The following is a 16,227-nucleotide window of genomic DNA, read 5'->3' as shown; positions in this document are numbered from 1 at the left end:
GCCGGCTGCGGTGGCTCCGGCGACGCCGTGGCCGGCGCCGGCGGCCTGGCCGCCACCCGCGGCGGCGCCCGCGCCCGCGACGCCTCCTCCGTTCCAGCCGTGGGCCCAGCCCCCCATGCCTCCGATGACGCCCGGGCCACCGACCGGGCCGGTGCCCGTCGCCGGGCCACCGCCGATGGCGCCGACCCAGGGCTTCGCCTCGACGCAGGGGCCTGAGCCGGGGCGAAGCCGGGGAATCCAGACGCTGCCCATCCTCGACCAGATCATCGTCGGTGTGTCCTGCGTGCTGATCCTCACCGCGGTCGTCCTGACGGCGCTCGCGCCGATCTACCCCAGCCGCGGGCAGACGGCCAAGGAGTTCGCCAGCCGGTACCCCGTTCCGGCCGGTGCCTCCGGCTCGCCTGCGCCGTCGGCGCCGGCGCCGGGAACGCCCACTCCGAGCGCCGTGCCGTCGGCGAGCGCGGGGCAGCTTCCGGCGGTCATGCGGGGCACCTGGTCCGGCACGGTGGTGCAGCAGTACACCCGGGACAACAGCAGTAACTACAGCGTCACCATCACGTTGACGGGCGGAACTGTCGGCAGCGTCGTCGGCACGTCGAGCTACCCGACGAGTCCCTGTTCCGGTGACCTGCAGCTCAGGGCCGTCGGGACGACGGTGGAGGTGTTCGAGCACATCACCATCGGAGCGAGCAAGTGCTTCGACACGACGCTGTTCCTGACACTCAACGGGAACGACGGCCTGACCTACCACTTCGACGACGTGGGCTACGGCACCGGCGACGCGGAGCTCACCCGGCAGGGGTGACGCGCCGACCCCTCGGGCGGTCAGGGCCGGCGGTGACCTGGGGCGCGGGAGCGAAGTGGTGGGAGAGGTCGCCGACGAGGTGCTGGCGGTCGCGGCGTTCGACGAAGCGCCAGGCTCCGGTGGTGCGTCGGCTAGCGCCGTCGGGCGGCGCGCGGCGCGGCGCGGCGCAGGATGCGGGGGTCCAGGCGCCGAAGCAGCAGGGCGGTGATGACCGCGTAGATGACGCCTAGGGCGACGGTGCCGCCGAGAGCGACCAGGAACGTCGTGGGCGTGTGGTGCCACAGCGGGTCGAGGACAAATTCCGGGTTGAACCGCGGGTCGTCCAGCTTCTCGACGTCGACGAGGTTCGTCGCCGACGCGAGCCCCGCGAAGCCCCAGCGGGCGGGGAACACGTAGCTGACCTGCTCCAACCCGATCCGGCCGGTGACGCGCATCAGGACGCCGGCGAAGACGATCTGCGCCATCGACACCAGCACCAGCAACGGCATGGTCTTGTCGGCGTCGTCGACGAGCGCCGAGATCATCAGGCCGAGCATCGTCGACGCGAGCGCGGTCGCCGTCACCACCGCGAGCAGCTCCAGCAACGGGTAGCTGGACACCACCCCGACCGCCGACGTGCGGCCGGCCAGACCGATCGCCGTCACGATGGCGCTCTGCACGGCGGTGACGAGCGCCAGCACGCAGATCTTGGAGCCGAGATAGGCGGTGGTCGACAGGCCGATCCCGCGTTCTCGGCGGTAGATCTCGCGTTCCTTGACGATTTCGCGGACGGCGTTGGCGGCGCCCATGAAGCAGATACACAGGACGAGGACCAGCAGGATCGGCTCTACCTGCCGGTTCGGCATGCCGGTCGGCCTTGCCGTGAGCCCAAACGGCGCGTCCATCACCCGCGGGATCAGGCCGAGCACGAAGGGGTAGGCGATGACGAGCCGCAGGTAGGACCGGTCGGAGACGATGACCCGCAGGTAGCGGCGCGACAGCGTGCCCAGCTGGGCGAACACCGACTGCTGTCGGATGCTCGGCAGCGCGACGGGTCGTGGCCGCGCGGTCGGCACGACCGTCGCGCCCTGGATGAAATGGCTGGACGCGCGGTAGCGGCGCACGACGTCCGTCGAGCCCTCGGTCGTCTGCAGGGCGCGGAAGGCGTCCGCCCAGTCCGCCTCTCCGAGGAACGGCAGGGCGTGTTGTGGTGGGCCGAAGTAGGCGACGTGGCCGCCTTTGGCGAGGACGAGGACGTAGTCGCACAGTTCGAGTTGGGCGACGCTGTGGGTGACGACGACGACGGTTCGGCCGCCGTCGGCGAGCCGGCGCAGGGACTCCATCACCTCCTTGTCCAGGCCGGGGTCGAGGCCGGAGGTTGGTTCGTCGAGGTAGAGCAGGGTCGGCTGGGTGAGCAGCTCGAGGGCGACGCTGGTGCGCTTGCGCTGCCCGCCCGACAGCTTGGCCACCTGCCGGTCGGCGGGCCCGCCCGCCAGGCCGAGTTCGGCCAGCACCGCGTCGACCCGTGCGCCGCGTTCCTGTCTCGTGGTCTCGGCGGGGAAACGCAGCTGCGCGCCGTACTCGAGGGCCTGGCGGACCGTCAGCGAGGTGTGCAGGATGTCGTCCTGCGGTACGTAGCCGATCCGGCGGCGCAGCTCGTCGTACTCGGCGTACAGGTCGCGACCGCCATAGCGCACCGCGCCGACGTTCGCCGGGCGGAACCCCGTGAGCGCGCCGAGCAGCGTCGACTTCCCGGCGCCGCTGGGCCCGATGACGGCGAGCAGTGACCGGCCCGGCAGCCGGAACGAGACGTCATGCAGCAGCCGCGTGTCACCGACGTCGACGCACAGGCCGTCGACCTCGAACGCCACATCGCCGGTGTCGAGGTACTCGACGAGCTCACCGTCGCCGGCGCGCAGGATGTGGTGGCCGATGGCGACGACGTCGCCGACGGCGAGCAGCCTGCGCTCGACCCGCTGGCCGTTGACGAACGTGCCGTTCGCCGAGCCGAGGTCGACGACCTCGACGCCGCTGCGGCCGACGAGCACCTCCGCGTGCTGCCGGGAGGCCAGCAGGTCACCGACCACGATGTCGTTGTCCAGGGCACGCCCGATCGACGTCGCGCCCTGGGTGAGCCGGTGGACGCGCCCCTCGCCCGGCCCGGCGGCGTCGGGCCCGCCTCGGCCGGCGCGCGGCAGCAGCGGGCCGGACAGCTGGTCCAGGTCGTCGCGCATCATGGTCCGCAGCTCGTGGTGGCCGTCCGCGGGATCGTCGGGCTCGTCGAAGTCCGCCTCGGCGGCGGCCTTGGCGTCCGCCTCGATCAGTGCCTCGATGGCGTCCCCTTCGAGGCTGTCATCGGCATCGACGAGGTTCAGCCCCGCGTCGGCGCCCTGGTCCGCGCCGTCGCCGGTGTTGGCGCCGCCGCCAGCACCGGCGACGGCGACATCCTGGCCGGGCTCGGCGACGGCCGGAGCGGGCGAGGCGGCCCTCCGGACGGCCGCGGCCGGCGGGATCGAGGTGATGGGCACCCGCTCGGTGGCCGGAGTGGGGACGGTGGCTCCCGGCCCGGCGGTCAGTCCGCCGACGCCGACGCGCGGCGGAGGGCCGGCCCGAGGCCTGGCCTGAGGCCTGGTCCGCGGCGCCGTCGCGGGCGAGGGGCTCGCGACGGGTGGCGCCTCGGGGACCTGGGGGAGCGGCAGGTCTGGTGGCTCCACCGTGAGATACGCCGCGGGTGATCTCGTCCCGACCCGCGGCCGCTCCCGGCCGGGGGCCGGGGCCGGGAGCAGGGTGACCTCCGGCCCGTCCGCCGTGCCGAGCCGCAGGCTCACCTCGCCCCGCAGCTCGACCCTGCGCACCCGCTTCCCGTCGTGCCAGGTGCCGTTGCTGCTGAGGTCGACGACAGCCCAGCCGTCGTGCGCCGGCTCGATCAGCAGGTGGCGCCGCGACACGCGGCTGTCGGCCAGGACCAGGTCCGACGCCACGGAGCGGCCTACCACGAACGGTCGGCCGGGAGGCAATACCACCACGTTCGGTCCGCTACGGATACTGAGCGTGGTTGACATCGCGCCCCTATCGAGAAACGCCCGCCAGCGGCCGCACTGGTGGGTTCGCCTGGTCGATGGGATGGTAGAGACGCGACCTTCCCCCAAGTTTCCACGCGGGTGTCGCCCGCGGGACAGGGGTCCTGTCCGGGCCTGGCCGAAGTCAGTCGCCGAAGGTGATCACCCCCCGCAGGTTGCGGCCCGCGCGCAGGTCGGCGTAGCCATCGTTGATGGTTTCCAGGGTGTAGCGGTTGGTGATGAGCTCGTCGAGCTTGAGCCGGCCCTGCCGGTAGAGGGCAAGCATCGCCGGGATGTCCTTCGACGGGCTGGAGGCGCCGAACAGCGAGCCCTGGATCCGCTTCTGGTAGAGCACGACGTTCCGAACCGACACCGGCAGACCGACGTCGTCGGCGTCGCGGCCCAAGCCGACCAGCACGCACGTCCCGGCCTTCCGGATCGCCTCCACGCCCTCGGCGATGTGCTCTGGCTTGGTGACGCCCACGCAGAGGATGGCGGAGTCGGCGCCCTGCCCGTTCGTGAAGCCACGCGCGAGGTCGGTCGCCTCGGCCATGGTGGCGACCGCGTGCGTCGCCCCGAGGGCGAGCGCCGCCGTCCGCTTCATCTCGACCGGATCGACGGCGATGACGACCGAGGCCCCCGCGTGCGCCGCGCCCTGCACCGCGTTGATGCCGATTCCGCCGACGCCCATCACGATGACGACGTCACCGGGCTTCACCTCGGCGGAGCGGACGGCCGCGCCCCATCCCGTGCTCACGCCGCAGCTGGTCAGGCACGCGGCCTCCAGCGGAATGTCGTCCGGGCAGTGCACCGCCGACTGCACCGAGACCGTGGTGAGCTCGCTGAACGTCGCGACGCCGGCCGCCTGGCTCACGGCTCGGCCGTCGAGCCGCATGCGACGGCTGCCGTCGGCGCGGCCCCCGGACAGCACCCGGGCGCCGTTGTCGCAGAGGTTCTGCAGCCCGGAGGCACACCACCGGCACAGCCCGCACATCGGCAGGAAGGACAGGACGACCCGGTCACCGACCTTCCACCCGGGCGTGTTCGGGCCGACCGCCTCGACGAAGCCGGCCCCTTCATGACCGCCCGCCATCGGCAGCGACCCCTCCGGCAGTGGCAGGTCGCCGGTCGCCGCGTGGTCGTCCGAGTGGCACAGGCCCGCGGCCGCCATCCGGATCAGCAGCTCGTCCTGCCGCGGCGGTTCGAGCTCCACCTCGGTGGTCTCCCACTTGCCTGGTTGTTCGAACAGCACAGCCGCCCTCGTCAGCACGATGCTTCCATCCCTTTCCGTTGGTTCCCTGGTCGTGCTCGACCTGGCCGCTCAGTAGTCGTCGGAGGGCTCGTAGAGTCCGGCGAACTCGAGCCGGCCGTCGCGGACCCGGCCGTAGTGCAGCCAGTCGCCCTTGAACAGCTGGTGGTCGTGGGGACCGCCGGCGATGTGGGTGTTCGGGCCGCCGGTGACCGCCGGCATGAACCGGATCCGTTCGATGCCTTCCTTCACACCCCGGCCGGTGAGAACGGGGGCGCGGTGCAGAGCCTCGACGACGGTGGCGGCCATGTCGTAGGCAAGGCCCGGAATGGCGTTCGGCCACATCCACGGGTCCTCGCCGTAGCGGGCGACGAACCGCTCGTGGAACTTGTGCATCCGTGGGTTCTCCGGGCACCACTGGTCGATGCCGACCCAGCCCTCGAGCTGCTCGAAACCCCAGATGTACTGCATGAAGGCCGTCGTCATGATCCGCGGCGGGTCCCAGCCGGTCTTCTCCAGCGCGGCCCGTACCGCTCCGGAGACGACCAGGCCGCCGTAGCCCAGCCAGGCCAGGGCGTCGGCGTTCGCCGCGCGGAGCGTCTCGAACACCGCCGCCAGGTCGTCGACGGTCGTGGTGTTGGTGATGTTCTCGACGGCGGCGATCGAGACCCCCAGCCGTCGGCATTCCTGCCGGAAGAAGCGGAAGTACTCCTCGGAGATCGGCGACCAGGGGGCTACCACCGCGACCCGCCGATGACCGTGGCGCTTCAGCCAGCTCACCATGAGCGCCGGATCGCCGCCGACATCACCGTTGCCCAGCCGGAAGCAGTACTCGCCGTGGAACACGTCGGTCCCGCACATGCTGACCAGCGGCACCTGGGCGGCGTTCGCGTGCTCGGCGAGCGCCATCGCCGAGTCGGTGTAGTTGGCGCCGACGACGGCCAGGCAGCCGGCGTCGACAAGCCGGTGGAACGCGTCGACACCGCCCTTCGCGGTCCCCTGGGGCAGACCGGCGTCCTCCTCGAACAGGAACTCGTAGCGGCGGTCGAGCACACCGCGCTCGATCCCTTCGTCAAATGCCATCCGGATCTCGCGCTCGAAGCGAGCCCATTCCATGCCCAACCAGCCGACCCTGATCGGAGCGAGGCGCAGCCAGCGGTCCTCGATCGACGTCCCCGCCGAACTCCCGGTAGTCATCGCCGCTCCTTCTCGTCCTCGTTCATCACGGCGGTGAGGGCGTCGAGGTCGGCGGCCGCGGTCCCGAGGCGCGACAGCAGCGTGCTGGTGATCGCCGGGTCGACCTTCAGCGTGACGGCGGGCGCGGCGTCGGTGATGTGGTCCCCGGTGGGGGTCATAACGCGGCTCCGGGGCCGGCGGGTAACGACGCGGCGCCGGACGCGGGCCGTGGGCTGCCTGCGCGCAACTGGGGCGCGATATCGGTCAGGACCTGCAGGAGCATGTCGTGTCCTCCCTCGCGGGTGGCGGGCATCAGGGCGAGATGCCGTGCCCCCGCCTCGACGTAGTCGGCCAGGCGTCGCGCGACCTGTGCCGAGGTTCCTGTGACGGCGACCCGGTCGATCATTGCGGCGAAGTCCTGGCGGTAGGTGCCGCCGAGGAAGTCGGCGGCCCGGCGGCGGGCGCGGGTGGCGTCGTCGTCGATGACAAACGGGATGTAGGCCGCCCAGATGAATCCGTCCATTGGCCGGCCGGTCGCCGCGGCCTCGGCCCGCACGGTGGCGACCGACCGGGCATAGCGCTCGGGGGAGTACAGGTACGGCATCCAGCCGTCGCCGAGCAATGCGGCGCGCCGCATCGCGGCGGGCTGCCGCCCCGCGACGATGACCGGCGGCCCTCCGGGCTGGCGCGGCGCCGGTTGCACCCGTACCCCCGCCATGGGGAACAGCGGCCCGGGCCAGGTGACGGGCTGCGCGCTCCACAGCTCTCGGAGGAGGCCGATCGCTTCGTCGGTGCGACGGCCCCTGCCTGCCAGTGGGACCTGGCAGGCCTCGAACTCGACGGGATACTCGCCCCCCACCCCGATACCGAGGGCGATGCGGCCGTCGGTGGCCACGTCGAGGTCGGCGAGCTGCTTCGCGACGATCGCCGGCTGGTAGAGCGGCAGCAGTAGCACGGCCGATCCGAGCACCGCCCGCCGGGCCTGGGCCGACAGCCTCGCCAGCCACACCATCGCCTCGGAGCTGCCGTTCGGCGAGGCCACATGCCCGCCGACCCACAGCGCCTCGGCGCCGGCCTCCTCCAGCGCGGCCACCCCGTCGCCCGTGCCCGGGGCGAGGCATCCGATCGTCACGTGGTCGGCCGCGAGGACGGACCGCGCCGACCCAGTTGCCGGGTGCACGTGCGTCATCTGGCGCCCTCCATTCGCTCCCGATCCGGGCGGCGGGCGGCCGCGGCTTGTTCGGTCCTGGCGGGCCGTGAGGCCGGCGGACGCCGCGCTGCCCGGATCGGGAGTGGGTTCGCTAGTTGAGTGGGTTCACTAGTTGTTCGGGAAGAGGGGCGTGCAGGCGAGCTTCACGGCCTGGACGTACTTGCCGCCGGAAAGCTGGACGACAGAGGCGCACGGGGCGGCCGCGATGTGGTTGACCGGCCACTGGGTCTCGCCGATGGCGCCCGGGACGTGGTAGCTGTAGCCGCCTCCGTTCAGTGTCTTGAGCAGGTTGGCCACCGTGAGGTCACGCCCGGTCTTCTGGACCGCGGCAAGGAAGAAGTCCGCCGACCAGTAGCCCGCCATCGCGGTGAGGCTGACCGGCTGGTTGGGGGCGTACTTGGCGAAGTCCGCCTTGAGCTGCTCGTCGGCGGCCGAGCCGCTCTCCGCGGGCGCCCACTGGATCAGCGTGTAGGTTCCGTCCAGGTCCTTGAGACCGGTCAGTCGTGGGTCGTAGCCGAGCGGCGTCAGGATCTTGCCCGGGTAGCCCGCCGCGCGCAGCGCGCCGATGAGCTTGAGGGCCGGAGCGAAGTCGGCGATTGTTACGATCAGGTCCGGCGGGGCGCCCTTATCGGCGTGCATCAGGTCGTTGACGATTGCCGTCGGGTCGTTGAGTCCGGCCGCTGGTATGGGGGTCTTGGCATAGGGGACGGAGAACCCGGCGGCCTTGAGGCCCTTCGCGGCGAGATTCATGCCGTTGACCGCGGCGTCGATGTCGACGCCGACAAAGGCCACGCTCTTGTCCGTGCTGCCGCCGAGAATGCCGCTGGCCGCCATCGCCCACGTCGTCGAGATCGTCGGGCCGTCCGGATCGGCCACCAGACATCCGGTTACGCCGAAACCGATGGTGCTGTTGCAGTAGGGCGCGCTCGTTCCCCAGCCGAAGTACGGCGTCCCGGTCTTGCAGAACGTGTCGAGGAAGTTGCCGGTGCGGACGACGGCGGGCACGGCCGCGAAGACGCCGTCAGCGGCCAGGGACTGGGCCTGGGTGGCGGTCCGGGCGGAGTCGGAGCCGTCGTCGCGCGTGCCGATGTAGTTGATCTTGCGGCCGTTGACGCCGCCCCCGTCGTTCGCGCGGCTGAACCGGACCTTGGCGCCGACGTCCATCCCGGCGTTCACGGGCCCGCTCGTGCTGGACTGGCTGATCAGGCCGCCGACCTTGATCTCGGTGTCGGTCACGCCGCGAGCCTGCTCGCCTCCCGGGGAGGCGCAGGCGAGCTTGGCCGGGTCGACGGTGATGCCGCTGTCGCTCCAGCCCGAGTCCGGCCCCGCCTTGAACGCCTCGGGGCCGGCCGTCCGCGCCGACGCCGTGGGCTTCGCGCCGCCGCCGCCGTTGTCGCCGTCGCCGCCGCCGCACGCGGCGACGGATAAGAGCGCCGCGATGGCGGCCGTGGCGGCGAGTCTTCGGGTGGTATGCATGCTGAACCTCCGTTGTCCTACTGGCTGCGGCGGACAAGACGCCGCGTGAAGAGTGGTGCTTTTCCACCCCGTGGGTCCGGCTGGGGAAAAGCGTTTCCTGGGGAGGCGATGGAAAGGCCCGCGGGCACGGATCTCCGTTTTTGCGAGTCTTCCCGGATGGAGATGAGGCGTGGTCGGGTCAGGGTGTTGTCGGGTCGAGGGATCGCGAGGGCGAACCCTTCCGGCCAGGCGGGTCCGCGGGTCTGTCGAGACGCGGTGCCTGAAGATGGCGATGGAGAATGCTTGACGTGCTCGCCGACGGCCGGCGCCGTTCTCATAGCACGGCGCCGGACTCCTTGAGGCTAAGGATCTCGTCCCAGGTGAAGCCGTGCTCGAACAGCACCTCGTCGGTGTGCTCGCCGTGCGCGGGGGCCGGTGCCAGGACCGGTGGCGTGTCGTCGAACTGCGCGGGGCTCGGCACGAGTGGGTACTCCTGGGAACCCTTCTGGACGGTCGTCACGAAGTTGTTCGACCGGGCCTGCGGGTCGTTCGCCGCCTCCCGGGCGGTCTGCACCAGCGACCACGGCGTCGTGAGCCGCCCGAGCAGCTCGGCCCAGTCGACCAGGTCGCGGCCCGCGAAGATCTCGTCGAGCACCGTGATACAGGCGCCCGCGTTCTCGGCGCGAACCGCGGCGGTCGCGAACAGCGGATCGGCTAGCAGGTCCGCCCGCCCCACCGCGTGGAAGAACTCCTCGACGTGCTTCTCCGTCTGGATACCCGACAGGTAGACGAGCCTGCTGTCACGCGTCAGGTACGCGGCGACGAAAGGGTTCGGCAGGTGGCGGTGCCGGTTGCGTGGGATCGCGTCGATGTCATAGAGCTGGCTCGCGACGACGCCGGGCGAGAACATCCACATCCCCGACGACAGGAGCGAGACGTCGACCACCGCGCCCTGACCGGTCCGTTCCCGGCGGAACAGCGCCGCCGCGATGCCGCCGGCGAGGAACGCGCCCGAGGCGAGGTCGCCGAGCGCGGGGCCCGGCTGCGGCACGAACTCGTCGCAGACCTGGCTTGCCGCGTGCCCCATCCCGGTGCGCGCCCAGAAGTCGGTGTGGTCGAAACCGCCGGCGTCGCTTTCCGGCCCGCGCGGGCCGTGGCCGCTGGCTCGGGCATAGATGAGATCCGGCTTGACGGTGGTGAGGTCGTCGACGTCGACCTGGAAGCGGCGCCGGGCGCCCGGCAGCAGGTTGGTGATGAAGACGTCGGCCGAGCCGACCAGCGCGGCCATCACCCGCTGGCCCCCGTCGGTGCGCTGGTCGATGCCGACACACCGTTTCCCCCGGTTGGTGATCTCCCACATGAACGCGACGCCGACCTCACGGTCGGGCAGCCCCGCGACGGGGTTGCCGTTCATTGGGTCCAGGGTCCCGGGCGGCACGACCTTGATCACGTCGGCGCCCCAGTCGGCAAGCACTGCCCCGGCTGACGGCGCGAAGGCATACATGGACGCCTCGACGACGCGTACTCCAGCGAGCAGGTTGTAGGGCATGACACTCCGGAAGGTTCGGGTCGGGGTCTGGTGAGCTAGGCATAGCCCCCGACGCATCTGACTCACGGGGACCCGACGTCCAGGCAAACGGTGGTCGGGTTCCGTTGGTATGAGGTCTGGCGGTTGCCGCGTGGCGGGATGGTGGTCAGGCGCGTAGCAGGGCACGGAGGTTCGTTTCGGCGATCTTCACGGCGTCGCTGTCCGGGACGTCGGCGAGTGTCTTCTCGAGGTAGGCGCGGTTGTTCGGCCACAGGCCGTCGCCGTGCGGGTAGTCACCCTCGAAGAGCAGGTTGTCGACGGGCACGTCGCCGAGGCTGCGCAGCGCGAACCGCTCGTCGACGAGACAGGCGTACATGTGCTGGGCGAAGACCTCGCGCGGCGGTCGGGAGTCCCTGACGCCGGCCTGTCCGATCGCGAGGTCGGTGCCGATCCGGTTGTCATGGAACGCCTTCTCGGCGCGCTCCAGGATGTAGGGCACCCAGCCGGCGCCACCCTCGGAGAGAATCACCTGCAGCCGGGCGAAGCGTTCCAGGATCCCGCTGAAAAGCCAGTCGACGCAGGTCATCATCGAGTTCACGCCGATGAGCGCGACCAACACCGGCGGCGGAGCGTCCGCCGACGTCGTCATCAGCCGCGACGAGCTGCCGATGTGCATGCAGACCGGGATCTGCGCGTCGTTCGCCACCGCCCACAGCGGGTCCCAGTGGTCGGTGTGCACCGACGGCAGGCCGAGCACGGTGGGGTTCTCGGAGAAGGCGATCGCCCGGGCACCCTTCGCGAGCACCCGCTTCAGCTCGGCGACCGCCGCGTCGAGGTCGTGCAGCGGCAGGATCGCCGCGCCGAAGAGCCGGTCGCGGTCGGTCGCGCACCATTCGTCGAGCAGGTAGTCGTTGTAGGTGCGCAGGCAGGCGAGCGCCAGCTCGGGGTCGGTCACGTTCAGGAAGAACCGGTGGCCGGCGAAACGGGCGTAGTTCGGGAAGCACAGCTGCCCCCACACGCCGTCGATATCCATGTCCTTCAGCCGCTCGTCCGGGTCGTAGCAGCCAGGCCGGATCTCGTCGAAGCGGGCAGTACCCGGAGCGGGCGGGTAGCCAGCTTCGGAGAAACCTGGCAGTGGCCGGCAGGAGCCCATCGGAATGTAGGTGAGCTCACCCTCGTAGAGCCAGGCCTGACGGCCGTCGACCTCGACGATGCGCGGACAGCCGTCGCGGAACCGCGCCGGCACCCGCTCGACCCACAGGTGCGCCGGCTCGATCAGATGATCGTCGGCCGACATGATCCTGGCGGACTCGGGCAACATCAGCATTCCTCCAGTCGAGCGAAGGTTCGGGTGGCGGTCACCGGGGCGCGCCGAGGAGCAGCGAGGATGTGAACTGTTCGGCGCCGCTCGTCACGACGGCCACTTGGGGATCGGAATCCAGTTGATGGGCGCCAGCCTCGCCGCGTAACTGCAGACACGCCTCGAGCAGGCCGCCGTACCCGTGCATTCGGCCGCCCGAGAGCTGCCCGCCGCCGGTGTTCAGTGGCAGCTCGCCGCCCGGCGTGATCCGCGTGCCGCCGTCGACGAAGTCCGTGCCCTCGTAGGCGCCGCAGAAGCCCAACGCCTCCAGCCATCGGATCGCGTACACCGAGAACCCGTCGTAGACCTGCGCGAGGTCGACGTCGGCCGGTTTGAGGTCGGTGCGCGCCCACATCATCGCCGCGGCCTCGTCGAAGCCGGAGGCGCTGCCCAGCCCCTCGAAGGTGACCGCGCGGGCCGGGTCGGGCGTTTCCTCGGCGCGGGAGACGACGAACGCGACCGAGCCGTCCACCGGGACGTCGCAGTCGTACATACAGACCGGATCGGAGATCATCCGAGCGTTCAGGTAGGTCTCGAGAGAGAGCGGCTCGCGGTAGACCGCGGACTCGTTGCGCGCGGCGTTACGCCGGCTGACGAGCGCGACCTGGGCGAACTGCTCCCGCGTCGCCCCGGCGAGCTCCATGCGTCGCCGCATGTCCAGCGCGGCATGGCACGGGTAGCCGATCCCGAACGGGGTGGTCCACTGCGTGAGCTCCCGCCCGAACCGGACTGGCCGGCCGTCCGCGCCCCCACCGTCCAGCAAGGTCGCGGCCCTGCCTCCGAAGCCCTGCTGCGCGGTGGACTCCCACACCGTCCGGAAACACAGGACATGGGTCGCGAACCCGGCGGCGACGGCCAGGACCGCGTTGACCACCGTCCCCAGCTGGCCGGCGATCTCGCCGCCGCCGGTGTGCCAGCGCAACCGGAGCCCGAGCATCCCCCGCACGTCGTCGACACCGGCGCCGGTGATCCCCGGCGTCGACCAGAACGCGCCCGGATAGGTCGACACCCCGTCGATGTCGTCGGCCGTCAGCCCGGCGTCGGCGATCGCGGCGAGCGCCGCGTCCGCGGTCAGCACCCAGGGGTCGACCCCGAGCCGGCGCCCGATCCGTGACCGCCCCGCCCCGCTGATGACCGCCCGGCTCTCAGCCCGCTCCATCGCCGGCCTCCGGCCAACCGCGCAAATTTTCGGCCTCTGGCCTACCGCGCCCATCTCCGGCCTCCGGCCGGAAGAGCGGTATGAACGCGTCGCCGACCTTGCTGAAGCAGACCCGCACCGGCAGGCCGACGCGCATCGCCTCGGGCGGGCAGTCGAGGACGTTGGTGAGCAGCCGCAGACCGGGCTGCTCGACGAGCTCGACGTCGGCGACCACGTACGGCGGCGGCATCGAGGGCACCCAGCCGTAGCGGTTCAGCGTCCACGACCACACCGTGCCGCGGCCCGAGACCGGCGCGAACCCGACGTCGCGCCCCCGGCAGGCCGGGCAGGTCGGCCGCGGCGGGTGCAGGTAGCGCCCGCAGTCGTGGCAGCGGGCGATCCGCAGCACGCCGTCCGCGCCGGAGGTCCAGAACGCGGCGGTCCGCTCGGTCAGCGGCGGCGCCACCCGCTCGAACGCCTCGACGACCAGCGCCGACCCGTTCGACGTCTCCTCGGTCATGGGGTCTCCCACACCACCGGCACCGACGTCGGGCCCCGCTCGTACATCCCGACGATCCGTGGCGGGTCGGCGTCCTCGTCGAGGCGCAGGCCGGGCAGGCGGTCGAGCAGCGCGTCGATGGCTGTCTGGAGCTCTGCCCGGGCGACGTGCATGCCCAGGCAGATGTGCGGGCCGCCGCCGAAGCCGAGGTGGGCGCCCGGCGGGCGGGACGGGTCGAACTCGTCCGGGCGCTCCCAGCGCGCCGGGTCGCGGTTGGCCGCCGCGAAGCACAGGTGCACCACCGAGCCGGCCGGGATCGCGACCCCGCCGAGCTCCGTGTCCCGGATGGCATAGCGGGCGAACATCGGGTCGGTCGGCAGCCAGCGCAGGGATTCCTCGATCGCCGGGCGCAGCAGCGCCCGGTCCGTCCGGATGGCCTCCAGCCAGTGCGGGTGGGTCAGCAGCGCGAGCAGCGTGATGCCCATCTGCTTCCAGGTCGTGCCCGAGCCCGCGGCCAGCAGGAGGAGGGCGAAGCCAAGGATGTCGGTGTCGGACAGGGCCTGGCGGGTGCCGTCCTCGTCGGTGATCTCGGCCTGGACGAGCACGCTGATGATGTCGTCCCGCGGCTCCCGCCGCCGCGCCCTGACGATGGGCAGGAGGATCTCGGCGAGCACGGCCCGGTCGCGGCCGTCGGAGGTCGCTGCCTCGCGGATGCGCAGTGCGTCCGCGGCACCCACGCCGAAACTGCCGCAGATCGTCAGCAGGGGGATCGCCGCGCAGAACTCGATGTTGAGGTCGGCCCGCCCGTTGCCCTCGAACGTGTCGATGAGGGCGTGCACCGTTCCCCGGATCCAGCGCTCGGCCCACCAGGCGCCGCGCTTGGGGACGAACGACGACTGGACGAGCGCGCGGTAGCGGCGGTGCCGGTCGCCGTCGAAATAGAGCATGACGCTGTCGCTCATGTCGAGCTCGGGGCCGGGGGCGGTCGGCTTGGAGACAAACGTGTCGCCGTCGCGCAGGACGTCCTGGCAGGTGGTGTAGTCGAAGACCGAGAAATGCGGCAGCTCGGGGTACGGGAGCCCTTGGAAGAACGCCACTCCGTGGTAGCCGACGAGCGGCCCGACAATACCGGGGTGCACCGGGCCCGTCTCCCGCAGCCGGTGAAAGTCCGGGTACGGGTCCTTCTCGAAGGAGCCGCCGCGGGTCGCGTACACGTCGCTGCGCAGGTCGAACAGCTCGCGGAGCCGCCGTGGGTCCAGCGTCACGGTATCGCTCATCTCATGCCAGCCCTTGTCGTGTCCGAAGTCCCGGTCCTGTCACGCCGAGCGGCTCGGATGCCCCGCCGACGGGTAATCCATCGATATAGAGCTGCGCAAAAATGAGATGGTCGGCCAATGGGTGGACTCCGGTCCCTGGGGCGTGGATCTGCCGCGAAAACGCGCCGGCGCGGAGCGACCGGCATGACGGATCGACCGCACGTCGCGCGCATTCTGGCGCGCGTTTCGGGACGTGCCGAAGAAGGCTGGTTCTGGGGTCGCCGACGGGTCATTGTCGGCTAGTCAGATGACTATAGCCATGTGACTAGAGCCACGCAAGGGGTCGCCGCGGACGGCGGTCGAGCGGTCGAGGGGCGGCTTACGATCCACACGTGGGAGTCGCCGGCAACACCTCAGAGCCCGTGGACGCGGCTGCGCCGGAGGCGTCCGAGGCGGGCGCCCCCGCGCGGCGACCGCGTGGCCGCCAGGAGGTGCGGGAGGCACTGCTCGAGGCGGCGCAGCGGCTGATCGCCCAGCAGGGGCCGGCCAACGTGCGGCTGCGCGAGATCGCGGACGCCGCGGGGGTGAACTTCGGCCTCGTCTACCAGTACCTCGGCACCAGGGAGGACCTGCTGCACGAGGTTTACCAGCGGGTCGCCGCCCGGTCGGCGACCCGTTTCGAGCACATCGAGGCGCTCGCCGACGTCGTCGATATCTTCCTGACGACCGCGGACGGCAGCATCGGCCGCATCATGGGCTGGGCGGCGCTCGAGGGCGGCTATTCCGCCGATGTTTTCGGCCCTTCACCCGCGCTCGAACAGGTCGCCGGGATCATTTCCCGCGAGGCCCGCCAGCACGAACGCGAGGTGCCGGACGAGGAGGCACGGGTCTTCGCGGCCTTCCTGCTGGTGGTGTCCCTCGGCTGGCGGCTGTTCCGCCCGATCGGCCTCGCCACCGCGGGCGTCGACCCAACCATGGTCGACGCCGACGCGATGGTGACGAAATGGCTCCACCTGCTGTCCGAAGCCTTCGTGCTCGGCCAGCCGGCCGCCAGCCCCGCCCCGCCCGCCTGACGGGCGTCCTCGGAACGTGAGTGTCGAGATCAGACTTTCTGGATCACGATGTGGTCGGGGAGAAGCTGGCAGAAGTCGTCCATGTCCGAGGTGAAGACAGTGACATCACCGCGTTGCCGCCGCGCCACGACAGCGACGACGGCGTCGATGGCGTACTTGTGGCCGTGAAGCCCTGCGATGGCAAGCAGACGCCTGGCCTCGCGAGCCTGGTCCTTGTCGAGCGGTGGCACGTCGACCCTGGAGAGTGCCCAGTCCCAGCGCTTTTCGATCGCGCGGCTGTCGAATGCCTCAATGAGGGTCATCGGTGAAGCGACGACCTCGATGTCATTTTCGTGCGCAAGGTCTAGGCGCTTGGTCATGGTTCAATGCCGTTTAGCCTAATTTGATCTTGCTGTTGGGGTCTGCCCGGCTCTGTTTCGGGTGAGTGGCTGCGGCGTGGC

The 16,227-nt window shown here is 71.2% G+C and carries 15 protein-coding genes; 3 read left to right on the top strand and 12 right to left on the bottom strand.

Annotation, left to right across the window (positions count from 1 at the left end):
* Both QOZ89_RS18360 and QOZ89_RS18355 read left to right on the top strand, forming a co-directional pair.
* A partial coding sequence (locus tag QOZ89_RS18360) for a hypothetical protein (protein ID WP_312624320.1) occupies window positions 1-216 on the top strand: 216 nt, incomplete at its 5' end.
* On the top strand, window positions 176-805 hold the full coding sequence (locus tag QOZ89_RS18355) for a hypothetical protein (protein ID WP_312624319.1): 630 nt from the start codon (window positions 176-178) through the stop codon (window positions 803-805). The genes QOZ89_RS18360 and QOZ89_RS18355, both read left to right, overlap by 41 nt.
* A gap of 131 nt (window positions 806-936) precedes the next feature.
* On the opposite strand, the gene QOZ89_RS18350 is transcribed toward QOZ89_RS18355, so the two are convergent.
* From QOZ89_RS18350 to QOZ89_RS18300, 11 genes are all read right to left on the bottom strand, one after another.
* Window positions 937-3,765 carry an FHA domain-containing protein gene (locus tag QOZ89_RS18350; RefSeq protein WP_312624318.1) on the bottom strand — a complete coding sequence of 943 codons (2,829 nt, stop codon included), beginning with the start codon at window positions 3,763-3,765 and terminating at the stop codon, window positions 937-939.
* Between the two features lie 223 nt (window positions 3,766-3,988).
* Complete coding sequence (locus QOZ89_RS18345) at window positions 3,989-5,113, bottom strand: NDMA-dependent alcohol dehydrogenase (protein ID WP_071050997.1); 1,125 nt, start codon at window positions 5,111-5,113, stop codon at window positions 3,989-3,991.
* Window positions 5,114-5,164: 51 nt separating this feature from the next.
* Window positions 5,165-6,289 (bottom strand): ABC transporter substrate-binding protein, encoded by a 1,125-nt coding sequence (locus tag QOZ89_RS18340; protein ID WP_071050996.1) that lies wholly within the window; start codon window positions 6,287-6,289, stop codon window positions 5,165-5,167.
* On the bottom strand, window positions 6,286-6,447 hold the full coding sequence (locus QOZ89_RS18335) for a hypothetical protein (RefSeq protein ID WP_157910562.1): 162 nt from the start codon (window positions 6,445-6,447) through the stop codon (window positions 6,286-6,288). The genes QOZ89_RS18340 and QOZ89_RS18335 overlap by 4 nt, the downstream gene beginning before the upstream one ends.
* Complete coding sequence (locus tag QOZ89_RS18330) at window positions 6,444-7,457, bottom strand: LLM class flavin-dependent oxidoreductase (protein WP_116271661.1); 1,014 nt, start codon at window positions 7,455-7,457, stop codon at window positions 6,444-6,446. Before QOZ89_RS18330 ends, QOZ89_RS18335 begins: the two co-directional genes overlap by 4 nt.
* Window positions 7,458-7,586: 129 nt before the next feature.
* On the bottom strand, window positions 7,587-8,954 hold the full coding sequence (locus QOZ89_RS18325; RefSeq protein ID WP_071050995.1) for an ABC transporter substrate-binding protein: 1,368 nt from the start codon (window positions 8,952-8,954) through the stop codon (window positions 7,587-7,589).
* 313 nt (window positions 8,955-9,267) lie between these two features.
* A complete protein-coding gene (locus QOZ89_RS18320; protein ID WP_071050994.1) occupies window positions 9,268-10,482 on the bottom strand; it encodes a CaiB/BaiF CoA transferase family protein in 1,215 nt (404 codons plus the stop codon).
* A 145-nt stretch (window positions 10,483-10,627) separates the two neighbouring features.
* Window positions 10,628-11,782 (bottom strand): amidohydrolase family protein, encoded by a 1,155-nt coding sequence (locus QOZ89_RS18315; RefSeq protein ID WP_071051053.1) that lies wholly within the window; start codon window positions 11,780-11,782, stop codon window positions 10,628-10,630.
* Between the two features lie 37 nt (window positions 11,783-11,819).
* On the bottom strand, window positions 11,820-12,980 hold the full coding sequence (locus QOZ89_RS18310; protein ID WP_071050993.1) for a thiolase family protein: 1,161 nt from the start codon (window positions 12,978-12,980) through the stop codon (window positions 11,820-11,822).
* Complete coding sequence (locus tag QOZ89_RS18305) at window positions 12,967-13,479, bottom strand: Zn-ribbon domain-containing OB-fold protein (RefSeq protein WP_071050992.1); 513 nt, start codon at window positions 13,477-13,479, stop codon at window positions 12,967-12,969. Before QOZ89_RS18305 ends, QOZ89_RS18310 begins: the two co-directional genes overlap by 14 nt.
* Window positions 13,476-14,735: a cytochrome P450 gene (locus tag QOZ89_RS18300; protein WP_071050991.1), complete on the bottom strand. Its 1,260-nt coding sequence runs from the start codon at window positions 14,733-14,735 to the stop codon at window positions 13,476-13,478. Before QOZ89_RS18300 ends, QOZ89_RS18305 begins: the two co-directional genes overlap by 4 nt.
* Window positions 14,736-15,106: 371 nt before the next feature.
* Between QOZ89_RS18300 and QOZ89_RS18295 the strand changes: the two genes are divergently transcribed.
* Window positions 15,107-15,787: a TetR/AcrR family transcriptional regulator gene (locus QOZ89_RS18295; protein ID WP_071050990.1), complete on the top strand. Its 681-nt coding sequence runs from the start codon at window positions 15,107-15,109 to the stop codon at window positions 15,785-15,787.
* Between the two features lie 29 nt (window positions 15,788-15,816).
* On the opposite strand, the gene QOZ89_RS18290 is transcribed toward QOZ89_RS18295, so the two are convergent.
* Window positions 15,817-16,146 carry a hypothetical protein gene (locus QOZ89_RS18290; RefSeq protein ID WP_241841989.1) on the bottom strand — a complete coding sequence of 110 codons (330 nt, stop codon included), beginning with the start codon at window positions 16,144-16,146 and terminating at the stop codon, window positions 15,817-15,819.
* Window positions 16,147-16,227: the final 81 nt, after the last annotated feature.

The sequence above is a fragment of the Pseudofrankia coriaricola genome, from assembly GCF_032027725.1.
Taxonomy (GTDB): Bacteria; Actinomycetota; Actinomycetes; order Frankiales; family Frankiaceae; genus Pseudofrankia.
Note: the sequence above shows the minus strand (reverse complement) of the source record. Positions and strands in the feature narration are given on the sequence as shown.

Excerpts from the sequence above, each read along its gene's own strand:
- QOZ89_RS18355 (WP_312624319.1), top strand. The coding sequence starts at position 176 with ATGGCGCCGACCCAGGGCTTCGCCTCGACGCAGGGGCCTGAGCCGGGG.
- QOZ89_RS18340 (WP_071050996.1), bottom strand. The coding sequence starts at position 6,289 with ATGACTACCGGGAGTTCGGCGGGGACGTCGATCGAGGACCGCTGGCTG.
- QOZ89_RS18335 (WP_157910562.1), bottom strand. The coding sequence starts at position 6,447 with ATGACCCCCACCGGGGACCACATCACCGACGCCGCGCCCGCCGTCACG.
- QOZ89_RS18330 (WP_116271661.1), bottom strand. The coding sequence starts at position 7,457 with ATGACGCACGTGCACCCGGCAACTGGGTCGGCGCGGTCCGTCCTCGCG.
- QOZ89_RS18325 (WP_071050995.1), bottom strand. The coding sequence starts at position 8,954 with ATGCATACCACCCGAAGACTCGCCGCCACGGCCGCCATCGCGGCGCTC.
- QOZ89_RS18320 (WP_071050994.1), bottom strand. The coding sequence starts at position 10,482 with ATGCCCTACAACCTGCTCGCTGGAGTACGCGTCGTCGAGGCGTCCATG.
- QOZ89_RS18315 (WP_071051053.1), bottom strand. The coding sequence starts at position 11,782 with ATGTTGCCCGAGTCCGCCAGGATCATGTCGGCCGACGATCATCTGATC.
- QOZ89_RS18310 (WP_071050993.1), bottom strand. The coding sequence starts at position 12,980 with ATGGAGCGGGCTGAGAGCCGGGCGGTCATCAGCGGGGCGGGGCGGTCA.
- QOZ89_RS18305 (WP_071050992.1), bottom strand. The coding sequence starts at position 13,479 with ATGACCGAGGAGACGTCGAACGGGTCGGCGCTGGTCGTCGAGGCGTTC.
- QOZ89_RS18300 (WP_071050991.1), bottom strand. The coding sequence starts at position 14,735 with ATGAGCGATACCGTGACGCTGGACCCACGGCGGCTCCGCGAGCTGTTC.
- QOZ89_RS18290 (WP_241841989.1), bottom strand. The coding sequence starts at position 16,146 with ATGACCAAGCGCCTAGACCTTGCGCACGAAAATGACATCGAGGTCGTC.